Source organism: Streptomyces sp. NPDC048419, assembly GCF_043200415.1.
Taxonomy (GTDB): Bacteria; Actinomycetota; Actinomycetes; order Streptomycetales; family Streptomycetaceae; genus Streptomyces.
In genome coordinates, this window is record NZ_JBICXT010000002.1 from 21,832 (window position 1) to 36,647 (window position 14,816).

Below are 14,816 nucleotides of genomic sequence, written 5' to 3' on the forward strand. Positions count from 1 at the left end.
GGTCGCGCAGGGATACGATCGCCGCCATGACACCTCCGGACCCCGCTGAAACGCGGACGACAACCCCGGCGACAGGGCGCTCCGCGCAGAGCGCGACGCTCGCCGAGATCGCCCGCGAGGCCGGCGTGTCCGCGCCGACTGTTTCGAAGGTCCTCAACGGCCGTGCGGACGTGGCCCCGGGCACCCGCAGCCGCGTCGAGGACCTGCTGCGCGCGCACGGCTACCGGCGCCGCCGTGCCGAGGCGAGCCGCTCGCCCCTGATCGACCTGGTCTTCCACGAGCTGGAGAGCGCGTGGGCGATGGAGGTCATCCGGGGCGTGGAGAACGTCGCCCGGGACGCCGGCCTGAGCGTCGTGCTGAGCGAGAGCGCCGGGCGGCTGACCCCGGGGCGGACCTGGGCCGACCAGGTCGCCGCCCGCCGCCCGCACGGCGTGATCCTCGTGCTGAGCGGGCTCGACGACTCCCAGCGCGCGCTGCTGACGAGCCGCTCCATCCCGTTCGTGGTGATGGACCCGGCCGGCGACCCCGGCGTCGACGTCCCCTCGATCGGTGCGACCAACTGGCAGGGCGGGCTCGCCGCCACCCGGCATCTCGTCGACCTCGGCCACACCCGCATCGGTGCCATCACCGGGCCGTCCCGCATGATGTGCAGCCGCGCCCGCGTCGACGGCTACCGGGCCGCCCTGGAGACCGCGGGCCTCCCGGTCGATCCGGCGCTGATCGTGACCGGCGACTTCCACCACGAGGCCGGCTACCGGCAGGGACTGGAGCTGCTGCGCCGCCCGGACCGGCCCACCGCGGTCTTCGCCCTCAACGACCTTCAGGCGCTGGGTCTTTACGAGGCCGCACGCGAGCTGGGGCTGCGCATCCCGGAGGACCTGAGCGTGGTCGGCTTCGACGACCTGCCGGTCGCCCGCTGGGTGGGGCCGCCGCTGACGACCGTGCGGCAGCCGCTGACGGAGATGGCCGAGGCGGCCGCCAAGCTGGTGCTCGACCTGGGGCGGCGGGACCAGCCGCCGGTGGCCACGCGGGTGGAGCTGGCGACGAGTCTGGTGGTGCGCAGCAGCACGGGGGCACCTCCGGCGCTCTAGGGGTGCGGTGCCGTCCTGAGGGCCGTGGGGCTGTGTTGACGGCTGTGGCGGGACGCCCCACACTGCTCCGAAGCCAATCGGTTGTTCAACCGAAACTTTCGGAGGCATCCCGCAATGAGATCTCTGAGAACGGGCTTATCCCTGGCGGCACTCGTCACCGGCGCCGCGCTGCTGTTCGCGGCGCCCGTGGCACACGCCGCCGACACCCCCCTCCGCGACCTGGCCGACGCCCAGGGCAAGGTCGTCGGCACGGCGGTCACCGGCTCCAAGCTCACCGGGACGTACGGCGACATCGCCGGGGCGCAGTTCAACTCGCTCACCCCCGGCAACGCGATGAAGTGGGGCACGGTCGAGCCGGCCCAGGGCAGCTTCAACTGGAGCGAGGCCGACCAGATCGTCGCCTTCGCCCAGGCCCACCACCAGCAGGTGCGCGGCCACACCCTGGTCTGGCACAGCCAGAACCCGAGCTGGCTGACCAACGGCTCCTGGACGACCGCACAGCTCGGCAGCCTGCTGCGGAACCACATCAGCACCGAGGTCGGCCGCTACAAGGGCGAGATCGCCGCCTGGGACGTGGTCAACGAGCCGTTCGACGAGGACGGCACCTACCGCTCGACGCTCTGGTACGACGGCCTCGGCGCCGGCTACATCGCCGACGCGCTGACCTGGGCGCACGCCGCCGACCCCGACGCCAAGCTGTACATCAACGACTACAACGTCGAGGGCGTCAACGCGAAGTCGACCGCCCTGTACAACCTGGTCAAGGACCTCAGGAGCCGGGGCGTCCCGATCGACGGGGTCGGCCTCCAGGCGCACCTGATCCTCGGCCAGGTGCCGTCGTCGCTGCAGCAGAACATCCAGCGCTTCGCCGACCTCGGCGTGGATGTGGCGATCACCGAGCTGGACGTGCGCATGGCGCTCCCCTCGGACGCCACGAAGCTCGCCCAGCAGGCCGCCGACTACCGGTCGGTGGTCAACGCCTGTGTGGCGGTGGCCCGTTGCGCCGGTGTCACCGTCTGGGGCTTCACCGACTCCGACTCCTGGGTGCCGAGCACCTTCCCGGGCTACGGGGCGGCGACGCCGTACGACGAGAACTACGCGCCGAAACCGGCGTACTCCGCGATCGCCGCGGCCCTCGGCGGTACGACGACCCCGCCGCCCACAGGTGCCTGCACGGCGGCGTACAGCGTGCCGAGCCAGTGGAACACCGGGTTCACGGGCCAGGTGAGGATCTCCTGCTCCGGGGCGTCGCTCTCGTCCTGGAAGGCGAAGTGGACGTTCGGCGCGGGTCAGCGGATCACCCAGGCCTGGAACGCGACGTGCACGCAGAGCGGTTCGGCGGTCAGCTGCGCCAACGCGTCCTACAACGACGCGGTCCCGGACGGCGGTTCGGTGACGTTCGGCTTCAACGGGTCGTGGAGCGGCAGCAATCCGGTGCCGGCCGTGACGCTGGGCTGATCCGGGGATGAGAAACGTGAGATTCTCCGAAGAAATACGCCTCGCGTTCCCGTCCCTAACAATCCCCTAATAATTCGGACTTACGTTCCTGCCCGTGACGGGACACGACGAGAACGGCGATGCGGGCAGACCCAGGGGCCGGCGGTCGACGGTGCTGAAGGTCGCCGGCCTCACCATGGCGGGCCTGCTGGTGCTGGGCGCGGGTGCGGCGGGCTGGGCGTACTGGCACCTCAACGGCAACATCAAGAGCGTGGACATCGACAACGCACTCGGCGACGACCGCCCGGCGAGGCCGGTGACCACCCCGTCCGCCGATGCCTCCGCCGCGGCCTCCCCGCTCCCGACCGGCTCCCTGAACATCCTGGTCCTGGGCTCGGACTCGCGCAGCGGCAAGGAGAACAAGGCGCTCGGCGGGGGCGACAGCTCCGGCGCCCGTTCCGACACGGCGATGGTGGTGCACATCGACGCGGGCCGCCGGAAGGCCACCGTCGTCAGCATCCCGCGCGACACCCTGGTCACGCGCCCGTCCTGCCCGCTGACATCGGGCGGGTCGACGGCGGTGGCGTACGGCGCGATGTTCAACAGCGCGTACTCGGTGGGCGGGGCGGTGTGCGCGGTCAAGACGGTCGAGTCGATCACGGACGTACGCATGGACCACTACGTCGAGATCGACTTCTCGGGGTTCGCGCGGCTGGTGGACGCGCTGGGCGGCGTCACCGTGACGCTCGACCAGGACATCGACGACGACGACAGCCATCTGCACATCAAGGCGGGCACCCGCAGACTCGACGGCGCACAGGCCCTGGCGCTCGCCCGCACCCGGCACGGCATAGGCGACGGCAGCGACCTGGGCCGCATAGGCCTCCAGCAGAAGCTGGTCAAGGCCCTGCTGGAACAGATCTCCTCGACCAGCCTGTTCACCGATCCCGCGAAGCTCTACACGGTCGCCGAGGCGGTGACCAGCAGCCTGACCACCGACACCGGCCTCGACTCGCTGAGCGAACTCGTCGACCTCGGCCGGAGCCTGAAGGGCCTGTCCGCCGCCGACGTGCGGACGGTGATGATGCCGGTGGTGCCGGCGCCCTCGGACCACAACCGCGTGGTGGCGAAGGAACCGGCGGCGAGCGACCTGTGGGACTCGCTGCGCTGAGCGCCGGTACGGCCTCCCTGGAAAAATCTTCGAAGAAATCCGGTGCGCGTGTCGATCCGGCCGGGTCCCGATCGACGCACGGGTGAGAGGCCGGGAAGGACCGGCCGCACCGATCGAGGAGGCTGTCATGCCGCGATACATGTCGCTCGTCAAGATCGACGAGTCCACCGCGCCCGCCGAGGGCCCGAGCCCCGAGCTCATGCAGCGCATGGGCGAGCTGATCGAGGAGGTCACCAAGGCCGGGGTCATGCTCGACACCGCCGGGCTGACGCCGTCCGCGCAGGGCACCCAGGTGCACTGGGAGGGCGGGCGGATCTCCGTCACCGACGGGCCCTTCACCGAGGCCAAGGAGGTCGTCGGCGGCTACGCGATCATGCAGTGCAAGGACATGGCCGAGGCGCTGGAGTGGACCAAGAAGTTCCTGAAGGTGCACGAGGAGCACTGGACCGTGACGTGCGAGGTCCGGGAGATCGCGGAGGGCTAGGCCCTGTCGTCACATTCCCGCCTGCCGCCTTTCCTTGGCCGTGGGCCGGGAGCGGTGTCGAATGGAGGGCTGTGAGCACACAGCCCTCCGCCGGCGCCGACCCGCGCCACGCCATCGAGACCGTCTTCCGCATCGAGTCGCCCCGCATCATCGCCGGCGTCACGCGCATCGTCCGCGACATCGGCATCGCCGAGGAGCTCGCGCAGGACGCCCTGGTCGCCGCCCTGGAGCAGTGGCCGCGGGACGGTGTGCCGGACAACCCGGGCGCCTGGCTCATGTCCGCCGCGCGGCACCGCGCCGTCGACCTGATCCGGCGCCGGGAGAACTACGCCCGCAAGCTGGCGGAGATCGGCCGCAGCCTGGAGACGGCAGCCCCGGCCGAGGAGCCCGCCGACCCCGAGGACATCGACGACGACCTGCTCCGCCTGGTCTTCACCGCCTGCCACCCGGTCCTGTCGGCCGAGGCCCGCATCGCCCTCACCCTGCGCCTGCTCGGCGGTCTGACGACGGCCGAGATCGCCCGCGCGTTCCTGGTCCCCGAGCCGACCGTCGCCCAGCGCGTCGTCCGCGCGAAGAAGACCCTCGCCACCAGGAACGTCGCCTTCGAGGTGCCCTACGGCCCCGAGCGCGAGGCCCGGCTCGGCTCCGTGCTGGACGTCATCTACCTGATCTTCAACGAGGGTTACGCCGCCACGGCCGGCGACGACTGGCTGCGCCCCGCCCTGTGCGAGGACGCGCTGCGGCTGGCCCGCGTGCTGTCGGGGCTGATGCCCAAGGAGCCCGAAGTGCACGCGCTGGTCTCTCTCCTGGAGTTCCAGGCGTCCCGCACCGCGGCCCGCATCGGCCCGGACGGCGAGCCCGTGCTCCTGAAGGACCAGAACCGGCGCCGCTGGAACCGCATGCTCGTCGCCCGCGGCATCACCGCCCTCCACCACGCCGACGCCACGGCCACCGGCGCCCCCGGCCCGTACGCCCTCCAGGCCGCCATCGCCGCCTGCCACGCGCACGCCTACACCTACGAGGAGACCGACTGGGCGAGCATCGCGACGCTCTACGGCCTGCTCGCCGTCCGCGCGCCCTCCCCGGTCGTCGAACTCAACCGCGCCGTCGCCGTGTCGATGGCGCAGGGACCCGCCGAGGGCCTCGCGATCGCCGACGCCCTCGCCGCCGAACCCGCCCTGCGCGACTACCACTTGCTGCCCAGCGTGCGCGGCGATCTGCTGGCCCGCCTCGGCCGCACGGCCGAGGCGCGCGAGGAGTTCGCACGGGCCGCGGACCTCGCGCGCAACGCACGCGAACGAGAGCTGCTGCGCGGCAGGCTCCGTTCCCTCGACGCCTAGACGGGAGCGCCGATCAGCATGGTCGGCGCGCCGGCGACCCGGGTCAGGAACACGGTGGCCGCCTTCGAACCCCGCGCCTTCGGCAGGGCCTTGCGCCGCAGCTCCTCCGGCTCGACCGCCGACCCGCGCTTCTTCACGGTGAGGACGCCGACCTCACGCTCCCGCAGCAGCGCCTTCAACTTCTTCACGTTGAAGGGGAGTTGGTCGGTGATCCGGTAGGCGGAGGCGAACGAGGTCTCGTGCCGTTCGTCCGAGGTGACGTACGCGATGGTCGGGTCGATCAGCCCGCCGTTCAGCTCCTCGGCGGCCTCGGCGACCAGATGGGCGCGGATGACGGCACCGTCGGGCTCGTACAAGTACCGGCCGACGGGGCGTACTTGGGGGTCCGGCAGTCCCCTGCCGAGCAGCGTGCGCGGTCCCGGCAGCAGCGTGGCGCGCACGGCGCCCGGCCGGGTCCCGAACCACAGCACCGCCTCCTTCACGTCCCCGCCGTCCGAGATCCACTCGGCCTCGGCGTCCCCGGGCACGGCCTCGTGGGGGATGCCGGGCGCCACCTTCAGTGCCGCGTGCGGAGCCTCGCGGGCGGCCTCGACGGCCCACGACAGGGGCGGCGAGTAGGCCTCGGGGTCGAAGATCCGCCCCCGTCCGCCTCGTCGGGCCGGGTCCACGAACACGGCGTCGTAGCCGTCCGTACTCACCTGGGTGACGTCGTCCTCCCGCACCTCGATCAGCTCGCCGAGCCCCAGCGCCTCGGCGTTCGCCCGGGCCACGGCCGCCGTCATCGGGTCGCGGTCCACGGCGAGGACGCGTACACCCGCCCGGGCGAGCGCGATCGCGTCGCCGCCGATCCCGCAGCACAGGTCGGCGACGGACGTCACCCCCAGCGCCCGCAGCCGCTCCGCGCGATACGTGGCGACACTCGCGCGCGTCGACTGCTCCACCCCGTTCGGCGTGAAGAACATCCGCTCCGCGTCCCCGGCGCCGAACTTGGCCGCCGCCCGCTGCCGCAGCCGCGCCTGCCCGATCGCCGCCGACACCAGTTCGGCGGGGTGCGCGCGGCGCAGCCGGGTGGCGACGGCGAGTTCGTCGGCGGGGGCCGTGCCGCGCACCTCGTCGAGGAGGGCGCGGCCTTCGGGGGTGAGAAGAGGTGCGAGGTCGTTCACCGGGTCATTGTGGGCCAGTCGGTGGACGGTCTGCCGCGAGCAGCGGTGTCGGGCCCGTTTCGACGCTCCGGCCTGCGAGGATCCGGCGCCATGCGAGCAGTAGGACAAAATGAAAAGAATCGGACTCACAGCGGCATGTGGGTCCGTGGCGGGATCGCCGCCCTCGCCGCCGCGGCCGTCGCCTCGGGCTGCGCCTCGCCCGGCGGCCGCGAGGTACGTCCGGCCGCCGGGCCGCAGCCGCTCCAGGCGCCCCCCGCGCGCGCTCTCGACTCGTACGCCACGGCCCTGCGCGCGGCGCACGCCGCCCGCGTCGCCGCGGCGAGGCACTGGAGCCTGGCGAGGGTCCCGCTCACGGCTCCGCCGCCGCCCGCCCGAAAGCCGAGGATCACCGCCCGCAAGGGCTTCGAGGTGCAGGACCAGGAGGAACTGGACCTCCCGCCCGTCTTCACGACGATCCCCACGAACCAGAGGGTCGTCTTCCTGACGATCGACGACGGTTCCGAGAAGGACCCGGCGTTCCTGCGGATGATGAGCGATCTGAAGGTCCCGTACACCGCCTTCCTCACCAACAAGGAGATCAAGGACGACTACGGGTACTTCCGGACGATGCAGCGTGAGGGCCACACCGTCAACAACCACACCCTCACCCACCCGTATCTGCCCGGGCTGTCCTACGAGGAGCAGAAGCACGAGATCTGCGGCATGCAGGCCGTCATGAAGAAGCAGTTCGGCCGGGCGCCGACCGTCTTTCGCCCGCCGTTCGGCAACTACGACCGCGACACCCTCGTCGCCGCCAAGTCCTGCGGAATCAAGTACGCGCCGATCTGGGACGAGGAGGTCTACGTCGACCACTGGGAGTACCGCGAGGACGACCAGGACCTGCACCCGGGCGACATCGTGCTCACCCACTTCCGCGGCCGCGACGAGTGGAAGGGCACGATGGTCGACGACATGCGCCGCTTCCTGAACATGGTCACGGCCAAGGGCTACGCCGTGGCCCGCCTGGAGGACTACCTGTGAGGCCGAGGGTCCTGGCGGCCGGCGGGCTGGCCCTCGCCCTGCTCACCGGCTGCGCCCAGTCCGTCGACCCCATCGAGCGGCTGAGCGAGAAGGCGGCCCAGCGGGTACGGCCGCACGAGCCGGCCGGCCCGGCCGAACGGGCGTACCACCGCTGGGGCCTCGCGGCCCCGCTGGCGCCCGCCCCGAGGCCGTCCCGCGCCTCACCGGCCCGGGCCGCGGGCCGGGGCCTGCCCCCGGTCGTGCACCGCGTCCGGACCCGCGGCAAGGTCGTCTTCCTGACCTACGACGACGGGGCCGAGAAGGACCCGCGGTTCGTCGACATGGTCCGCGAACTGCGCCTGCCCGTCAGCGTGTTCCTCACCGACAGCGTCGTCGGGCCGGACTACGGCCACTTCGCCCGGCTCCGGTCGGCCGGCGCGGGCATCCAGAACCACACGCTCGACCACCCCGCCCTGCGCGGCCTGTCCTACGCCCGCCAGCGCGCCGAGATCTGCGGCCAGCAGGACAGGCTCCGCGCCCGCCTCGGCACCCGCCCCCGCCTCTTCCGTCCGCCCTACGGCATCTACGACACCACCACCCGCCGGGCGGCCGCCGACTGCGGCATCTCGGCCCTCGTGCTGTGGCGGGCGTCCATGACCGGCACCGGCGACCTGACGTACACCAAGGGCCCCGGCCACCTGCGCCCCGGCGACATTGTGGCCGTCGACCCGGACGAAGGAACGGGCCTGACCCTGCGCGAGCGAACGCTGCGGCTGCTGCGCCGGGTACAGGAGCGGGGGCTGACGGTGGGCCGCCTGGAGGACTACGTCTGACTTCCAGAGCGCCGGGTGCGCATTTTCAGCGCGTCCGGCGCTTGAGACGAGGCCTTCCAGGCCGCCAATCCCGTCCGACGCGCCGTAGGGATTGGCACTCCGCTTGACCGAGTGCTAACCCCGGTCATAGTCTCGGCCCTGGCACTCCCCCCTGGAGAGTGCCAACAACGCGACGGGCAGGTCCGGCACCCGCGACGACGGATCGACCTGGTCGCCACCTCAGACAGTTAACCCCGTGAGATCTCCGAAGGGGGAGGTCGGATCGTGACGACCGCCAGCTCCAAGGTTGCCATCAAGCCGCTTGAGGACCGCATCGTGGTCCAGCCGCTCGACGCCGAGCAGACCACGGCCTCCGGCCTGGTCATCCCGGACACCGCGAAGGAGAAGCCCCAGGAGGGCGTCGTCCTCGCTGTGGGCCCGGGCCGTTTCGAGAACGGCGAGCGTCTTCCGCTCGACGTCAAGACCGGCGACGTCGTGCTGTACAGCAAGTACGGCGGCACCGAGGTGAAGTACAACGGCGAGGAGTACCTCGTCCTCTCGGCTCGCGACGTGCTCGCGATCGTCGAGAAGTAATTCATCTCGCACACATTGTTCTGAGCTGCGCCCCTGGCCCCCGCGACCTTTAACAAGCCGGGCGCCCGGGGCGCAGCGCATTTTCCACCCCTGAAATCCGAGAGGGCTCCCGCTGTCATGGCGAAGATCCTGAAGTTCGACGAGGACGCCCGTCGCGCCCTCGAGCGCGGCGTCAACAAGCTGGCCGACACGGTCAAGGTGACGATCGGCCCCAAGGGCCGCAACGTCGTCATCGACAAGAAGTTCGGCGCGCCCACCATCACCAACGACGGCGTCACCATCGCCCGTGAGGTCGAGGTCGAGGACCCGTACGAGAACCTCGGCGCGCAGCTGGTGAAGGAGGTGGCGACCAAGACCAACGACATCGCGGGCGACGGCACCACCACCGCCACCGTGCTCGCCCAGGCGCTCGTGCGCGAGGGCCTGCGCAACGTCGCCGCGGGTGCTTCCCCGGCGCTGCTGAAGAAGGGCATCGACGCGGCCGTGGCCGCGGTCTCCGAGGAGCTCCTCGCGACCGCCCGCCCGATCGACGAGAAGTCCGACATCGCCGCCGTGGCCGGACTGTCCGCCCAGGACAGCCAGGTCGGCGAGCTCATCGCCGAGGCGATGGACAAGGTCGGCAAGGACGGTGTCATCACCGTCGAGGAGTCCAACACCTTCGGTCTGGAGCTGGACTTCACCGAGGGCATGGCCTTCGACAAGGGTTACCTGTCGCCGTACTTCGTGACGGACCAGGAGCGCATGGAAGCCGTCCTGGAGGACCCCTACATCCTCATCAACCAGGGCAAGATCGGCTCCATCGCCGACCTGCTGCCGCTGCTGGAGAAGGTCATCCAGGCCGGCTCCTCCAAGCCGCTGCTGATCATCGCCGAGGATGTCGAGGGCGAGGCCCTGTCGACCCTGGTGGTCAACAAGATCCGCGGCACCTTCAACGCCGTCGCGGTGAAGGCCCCCGGCTTCGGCGACCGCCGCAAGGCGATGCTGCAGGACCTGGCGACCCTCACCGGCGCCACCGTCATCTCCGAAGAGGTCGGCCTCAAGCTCGACCAGGTCGGCCTGGACGTGCTCGGCTCCGCCCGCCGCGTGACGGTCACCAAGGATGACACGACCGTCGTCGACGGCGCCGGCGACTCCTCGGACGTCGCGGGCCGCGTCAACCAGATCAAGGCCGAGATCGAGAACACCGACTCCGACTGGGACCGCGAGAAGCTCCAGGAGCGCCTCGCGAAGCTGGCCGGCGGCGTGTGCGTGATCAAGGTCGGCGCCGCCACCGAGGTGGAGCTGAAGGAGAAGAAGCACCGTCTGGAGGACGCCATCTCCGCGACCCGCGCCGCGGTCGAGGAGGGCATCGTCTCCGGTGGTGGCTCCGCGCTCGTCCACGCCGCCAAGGTGCTCGAGGGCTCCCTCGGCAAGAGCGGCGACGAGGCCACCGGTGTCGCCGTCGTCCGCCGCGCGGTCGTCGAGCCGCTGCGCTGGATCGCCGAGAACGCCGGCCTGGAGGGCTACGTCATCACCTCCAAGGTCGCCGAGCTCGAGAAGGGCCAGGGCTTCAACGCCGCCACCGGCGAGTACGGCGACCTGGTCAAGGCCGGCGTCATCGACCCGGTCAAGGTCACCCGCTCCGCCCTGGAGAACGCCGCCTCCATCGCCTCCCTGCTGCTCACGACCGAGACCCTGGTCGTCGAGAAGAAGGAAGAGGAAGAGCCGGCCGCCGCCGCGGGCCACGGCCACGCCCACTGAGGCACGCACCTCTGCGGAAAGCCCCCGTTCCCGGCCCGGGAACGGGGGCTTTCCCGTGGGCCGGAGTCGCCGCCCCGAACCCGCTACTGAGGCCCGTACTTCCGGCCCGTCCTGGACGTGATCCCACCCAGCAACCCCCGAGGCGCCACCTTCACCAACCCCATCAACGTCTTGTAGCGCGGATCCGGGATCGACAGCGACTTTCCCCGCGCCAGATCCCCGAGCGCCGCCGCGACCAGCTTGTCCGCGTCGAGCCACATCCAGTTCGGGATGTTGTCCGTGCCCATGCCCGCCCGCTCGTGGAACTCCGTCCGCACGAACCCGGGGCACAACACCATCAGCCGCACGCCGCTGCCGGCCAGATCGCGCGCGACGCCCTGCGTGAACTGCACGACCCACGACTTGGAGGCGCCGTAGGTGCCCCGCGGCACGAAGGCGGCCACGGACGCGACGTTGACGACGCCGCCGCGGCCGCGCTCCCGCATCGCCTCGGTCGCCGCCGCCGTGAGCCGGAGCACCGCCTCGCAGTGGACCTTGAGCATGGTCAGCTCATCGGCCATCGACACGTCGAGAAAGCGGCCCTTGTTGCCGAAGCCGGCGTTGTTGATCAGCAGGTCGACGGGGTTTCTGCGATCGGACACGCGGGTGGCGACGGCCTCGATGCCGTCGTCCGTGGCGAGGTCCGCCGTGAGGACCTCCGCCTCGATGCCGTGCCGGTCGTGCAGTTCGGTCGCCTGCTCCTGGAGCCGCTTGGTGTCGCGCGCGACGAGAACCAGGTTGTGCCCGTCGGCCGCCAGCCGACGTGCGAACGCGGCACCGATGCCCGCGGTCGATCCCGTAATCAGAGCCGTTGTCATGGACCAAGGGTAGTGACCAGGACCGACAGCCTCCGCCGCGCGGGAGGGCCTACGGCGCAGTGATTCTGACGCTACGTCAGCCGCCGTTCTGCGCCACGTACTTGCGGGCCTGCGCCATCGCCTCCGAGTGCAGCGCCGGTCCGGCCGCGAGCAGGCGCGGCAGCAGCTCACGCTCCGTGGTGACCGCGCGGAACTGCATCGCGGCCGTCACCCCGTGCTCCGGCCGGTGCACGATCTCGACCGGATCGCCGGCCCGGATCTCACCCGCTTCGACGACCCTCAGATAGGCACCGGTCACGCCCTTCCGGGTGAACCTCCTCACCCAGCCCCGCTCGCCCATATGGCCCTGGAACGTACGGCAGGGGATACGCCCCGAGGTCACCTCCAGGACCACCTGCGGGCCGATCCGCCAGCGCTCGCCGATCAGCGCGTGGGACACGTCCAGGCCGTCGGTCGTGAGGTTCTCGCCGAAGCAGCCGTCGGCCAGCGGCCGGCCCAGTTCGCGCTCCCAGTCGTCGAGGTCCTCGCGCGCGTAGGCGTACACCGCCTGTTCGTCCCCGCCGTGGTGGCGGGTGTCGCACACCGCGTCCCCGCCGAGCCCGCTCGCCCCGATCCCCTTGAAGCCGGGCGCCGCCACCCGCACCGGTCCCTCCACCGGCCGCTTGTCGATGCCGGTCAGACCCTGCGGCTGGTCCGTGTACGGCACGGGCAGGGCGCGGCCGACGTTCACAGACAGAAGCTTCATGCCCGAGACGTTAGGCGACGGGGCACCAAAGCGTCGACGCATTATCGGGCGCCGTATCAAAGGGTCTCTTATCCTTGACCCTGTGATCGAAGCCCGTCATCTGCGTGTCCTGCGTGCCGTCGCCGCCACCGGCTCCTTCTCGGCGGCGGGGCGTGAACTCGGCTGCACCCAGCCCGCCGTGAGCCAGCAGATGAAGGCCCTGGAGTCGTCCGTGGGCACCCCGCTGCTGGTGCGCAGCGGGCGCGAGATGCGGCTGACCCAGGCCGGCGAGGCCCTCGTCAGGCACGCCAACGGCATCCTCGCCGGGCTCACCGCCGCCGAGGAGGAGGTCGCGGCCATCGCCGGGCTGCGCGCGGGGCGCGTCCGACTCGTCTCCTTCCCCAGCGGCAGTTCCACGCTCGTCCCCACCGCCCTCGCCGCCCTGCGCGCCGCGCACCCCGGCACCCGCGTCTCGCTCGAGGAGGCGGAACCCCCCGCCTCCGTCGAGCTGCTGCGCGAGGGCGACTGCGACGTGGCACTGGCCTTCCGCTACGAGGGCGCGTCGGGCGTGGAGGAATGGGACGACCTCGTCGTACGGCCGTTGCTGAGCGACCGCCTCGTCGGGCTCGTGCCGGAGCGGCACCGGCTCGCGGGGGCGGGTTCGGTGGCCATCGGCGACCTCGCGCGCGAGCCGTGGATCGCCGGATGCCCGCGCTGCCGTGGGCAGTTGGTGGAGGTGTGCGAGGGCGCCGGCTTCACTCCGCGTATCGACTTCGCCACCGACGACTATCCGGCGGTGGTCGGCCTGGTCGGCGCGGGCCTCGGCGTCGCCGTACTGCCGCAGCTCGCCATCGAGTCCGTACGGCCGCGGCACGCGCGCGTGCTGGAACTCCGGCCGGCGGTGCGCCGGGAGATCGTGGCGCTGACCCTGCCCGACCTGGCCCAGGTGCCGGCGGTCGCGGCCACCCTGGAGCACCTCGCACGCGCGGCCGCCCGCCAGCAAAAATGATGGGCACGCGGCGCGTGCCCATCACGGAGTGGGAGAAACGTTCCTTCAAGTGTTCGATGCGCCGTCCCCACCAGCCGCTACAACCAGCCGGTTTCGCGCGCGTCCCATGAGTTCTTCGCGCTCGTCCTCGGTCAGGCCGCCCCACACGCCGTACGGCTCTCTCACCTGCAGCGCGTGCGCCGCGCACTGCGCGCGCACGGGGCACCTCATACAGACCTCCTTGGCCGAGTTCTCGCGAGCGCTCCGGGCCGCACCGCGCTCACCCTCCGGGTGAAAAAAGAGGGAGCTGTCCACTCCACGGCAGGCAGCCAGAAGCTGCCAGTCCCAAAGGTCCGCGTTCGGTCCGGGAAGGCGGGAGAAATCTGCCATTACGTGACCCCTTGTAGCCGTTCTGAGCGGATACGGTGCCAACGACCGTACATCTACGATCTAAGGAGATGAAAATATGACTCATTGCGAATCTAGCCTCAGACACCACTAGGTGGGAAGAAAAGGGGTCTAAATGGGGCATGGGTTGTGATGAAACATTGAGGGTCCGCGCCGCATGTCTGCACCGTGTCCGCGCCCTCACGTAGAGTGCCGAAGACGGCACGCGGCCCCGTAACTCTTTCGAGTGACCGTCGTTGAGAGGGCGGAGGCGGTTGAAGCAACAAGTGCTCGGGCAGGCGTCCGAGACGGTCGACCGCACAGGTGACGATTTCGTACCAGCCTGGAGGCTCAAGGTGACGCGCATCAGCTGCGGAGGGCGGCCATGACATCCGTCCTCGTCTGCGACGACTCCCCGCTTGCCCGAGAGGCGCTCCGCCGCGCGGTCGCAACCGTGCCCGGTGTCGAGCGCGTGACGACCGCGGCCAACGGCGAGGAAGTCCTCCGCCGCTGGGGCGCGGACCGCTCGGACCTGATTCTGATGGATGTGCGCATGCCCGGCCTGGGCGGCGTCGAGACCGTGCGGCGGCTGCTGTCCGCCGACCCCGGTGCGCGCATCATCATGCTGACCGTCGCGGAGGACCTGGACGGCGTGGCCCTCGCGGTCGCCGCTGGTGCCCGCGGCTATCTGCACAAGGACGCCTCGCGTGCGGAGTTGCGCGCGACCGTCACCCAGGCGCTGGCCGACCCGACCTGGCGGCTGGCCCCGCGCCGGCTGCGCTCGGCCGAGATGGGCGCCGCGCCCACGCTCACCGCGCGTGAGATCCAGGTGCTCGAGGGCATGAGCCACGGCCGGTCCAACGCCGAGATCGGACGCGAGCTGTTCCTCTCCGAGGACACCGTGAAGACGCACGCCCGGCGGCTGTTCAAGAAGCTCGGCGCCTCGGACCGGGCACACGCGGTGGCGCTCGGTTTCCGCTGGGGCCTGGTCCGTTAGGGCCTTGTGTGTGTCATGGCGGGGGTCCGGAA

15 protein-coding genes are annotated in these 14,816 nt (G+C 71.1%); 11 read left to right on the forward strand and 4 right to left on the reverse strand.

Annotated features, from left to right (window positions below; all coding sequences use genetic code 11):
* Positions 1-26: 26 nt before the first annotated feature.
* From ACGFYN_RS04080 to ACGFYN_RS04100, 5 genes are all read left to right on the forward strand, one after another.
* Complete coding sequence (locus ACGFYN_RS04080) at positions 27-1,091, forward strand: LacI family DNA-binding transcriptional regulator (RefSeq protein WP_393864181.1); 1,065 nt, start codon at positions 27-29, stop codon at positions 1,089-1,091.
* Between the two features lie 114 nt (positions 1,092-1,205).
* Positions 1,206-2,549, forward strand: coding sequence for an endo-1,4-beta-xylanase (locus tag ACGFYN_RS04085; RefSeq protein WP_393864182.1), 1,344 nt, complete (start codon positions 1,206-1,208; stop codon positions 2,547-2,549).
* A gap of 151 nt (positions 2,550-2,700) precedes the next feature.
* Positions 2,701-3,699, forward strand: a complete 999-nt coding sequence (locus ACGFYN_RS04090) for an LCP family protein (protein WP_393864841.1) — start codon at positions 2,701-2,703, stop codon at positions 3,697-3,699.
* Between the two features lie 127 nt (positions 3,700-3,826).
* The gene (locus ACGFYN_RS04095) at positions 3,827-4,183 is read left to right on the forward strand and encodes a YciI family protein (RefSeq protein ID WP_393864183.1); all 357 of its coding nucleotides are present in this window, start codon (positions 3,827-3,829) and stop codon (positions 4,181-4,183) included.
* 71 nt (positions 4,184-4,254) lie between these two features.
* A complete protein-coding gene (locus ACGFYN_RS04100; protein ID WP_393864184.1) occupies positions 4,255-5,523 on the forward strand; it encodes an RNA polymerase sigma factor in 1,269 nt (422 codons plus the stop codon).
* Here ACGFYN_RS04100 and ACGFYN_RS04105 read toward each other — a convergent pair.
* Positions 5,520-6,686, reverse strand: coding sequence for a methyltransferase domain-containing protein (locus ACGFYN_RS04105; protein WP_393864185.1), 1,167 nt, complete (start codon positions 6,684-6,686; stop codon positions 5,520-5,522). The genes ACGFYN_RS04100 and ACGFYN_RS04105 overlap by 4 nt on opposite strands.
* Before the next feature lie 135 nt (positions 6,687-6,821).
* On the opposite strand from ACGFYN_RS04105, the gene ACGFYN_RS04110 reads away from it, so the two are divergent.
* From ACGFYN_RS04110 to groL, 4 genes are all read left to right on the forward strand, one after another.
* Positions 6,822-7,706 carry a polysaccharide deacetylase family protein gene (locus ACGFYN_RS04110; protein WP_393864186.1) on the forward strand — a complete coding sequence of 295 codons (885 nt, stop codon included), beginning with the start codon at positions 6,822-6,824 and terminating at the stop codon, positions 7,704-7,706.
* Entirely contained in the window at positions 7,703-8,518 is an 816-nt protein-coding gene (locus ACGFYN_RS04115) for a polysaccharide deacetylase family protein (protein WP_393864187.1), read from the forward strand. The genes ACGFYN_RS04110 and ACGFYN_RS04115 overlap by 4 nt, the downstream gene beginning before the upstream one ends.
* A gap of 264 nt (positions 8,519-8,782) precedes the next feature.
* On the forward strand, positions 8,783-9,091 hold the full coding sequence (gene groES, locus ACGFYN_RS04120) for a co-chaperone GroES (protein WP_266486653.1): 309 nt from the start codon (positions 8,783-8,785) through the stop codon (positions 9,089-9,091).
* Between the two features lie 117 nt (positions 9,092-9,208).
* Entirely contained in the window at positions 9,209-10,831 is a 1,623-nt protein-coding gene (groL, locus tag ACGFYN_RS04125; RefSeq protein WP_393864188.1) for a chaperonin GroEL, read from the forward strand.
* Between the two features lie 83 nt (positions 10,832-10,914).
* Here groL and ACGFYN_RS04130 read toward each other — a convergent pair whose 3' ends face one another.
* Entirely contained in the window at positions 10,915-11,688 is a 774-nt protein-coding gene (locus ACGFYN_RS04130) for an SDR family NAD(P)-dependent oxidoreductase (RefSeq protein WP_393864189.1), read from the reverse strand.
* 76 nt (positions 11,689-11,764) lie between these two features.
* The gene (locus ACGFYN_RS04135) at positions 11,765-12,433 is read right to left on the reverse strand and encodes an MOSC domain-containing protein (RefSeq protein ID WP_393864190.1); all 669 of its coding nucleotides are present in this window, start codon (positions 12,431-12,433) and stop codon (positions 11,765-11,767) included.
* 82 nt (positions 12,434-12,515) lie between these two features.
* Here ACGFYN_RS04135 and ACGFYN_RS04140 point away from each other — a divergent pair, with 82 nt between their 5' ends.
* Positions 12,516-13,421, forward strand: a complete 906-nt coding sequence (locus ACGFYN_RS04140; protein ID WP_393864191.1) for a LysR family transcriptional regulator — start codon at positions 12,516-12,518, stop codon at positions 13,419-13,421.
* A gap of 45 nt (positions 13,422-13,466) precedes the next feature.
* Here ACGFYN_RS04140 and ACGFYN_RS04145 read toward each other — a convergent pair whose 3' ends face one another.
* Positions 13,467-13,790 carry a WhiB family transcriptional regulator gene (locus ACGFYN_RS04145; protein WP_393864192.1) on the reverse strand — a complete coding sequence of 108 codons (324 nt, stop codon included), beginning with the start codon at positions 13,788-13,790 and terminating at the stop codon, positions 13,467-13,469.
* Between the two features lie 382 nt (positions 13,791-14,172).
* Here ACGFYN_RS04145 and ACGFYN_RS04150 point away from each other — a divergent pair, with 382 nt between their 5' ends.
* Positions 14,173-14,784 carry a response regulator transcription factor gene (locus ACGFYN_RS04150; RefSeq protein WP_003948568.1) on the forward strand — a complete coding sequence of 204 codons (612 nt, stop codon included), beginning with the start codon at positions 14,173-14,175 and terminating at the stop codon, positions 14,782-14,784.
* Positions 14,785-14,816: the final 32 nt, after the last annotated feature.

What these genes read in the sequence shown, in the direction of transcription:
- ACGFYN_RS04080 (WP_393864181.1), top strand. Translation starts at nt 27, where the DNA reads ATGACACCTCCGGACCCCGCTGAAACGCGGACGACAACCCCGGCGACA.
- ACGFYN_RS04085 (WP_393864182.1), top strand. Translation starts at nt 1,206, where the DNA reads ATGAGATCTCTGAGAACGGGCTTATCCCTGGCGGCACTCGTCACCGGC.
- ACGFYN_RS04095 (WP_393864183.1), top strand. Translation starts at nt 3,827, where the DNA reads ATGCCGCGATACATGTCGCTCGTCAAGATCGACGAGTCCACCGCGCCC.
- ACGFYN_RS04110 (WP_393864186.1), top strand. Translation starts at nt 6,822, where the DNA reads ATGTGGGTCCGTGGCGGGATCGCCGCCCTCGCCGCCGCGGCCGTCGCC.
- groL (WP_393864188.1), top strand. Translation starts at nt 9,209, where the DNA reads ATGGCGAAGATCCTGAAGTTCGACGAGGACGCCCGTCGCGCCCTCGAG.
- ACGFYN_RS04130 (WP_393864189.1), bottom strand. Translation starts at nt 11,688, where the DNA reads ATGACAACGGCTCTGATTACGGGATCGACCGCGGGCATCGGTGCCGCG.
- ACGFYN_RS04135 (WP_393864190.1), bottom strand. Translation starts at nt 12,433, where the DNA reads ATGAAGCTTCTGTCTGTGAACGTCGGCCGCGCCCTGCCCGTGCCGTAC.
- ACGFYN_RS04145 (WP_393864192.1), bottom strand. Translation starts at nt 13,790, where the DNA reads ATGGCAGATTTCTCCCGCCTTCCCGGACCGAACGCGGACCTTTGGGAC.
- ACGFYN_RS04150 (WP_003948568.1), top strand. Translation starts at nt 14,173, where the DNA reads ATGACATCCGTCCTCGTCTGCGACGACTCCCCGCTTGCCCGAGAGGCG.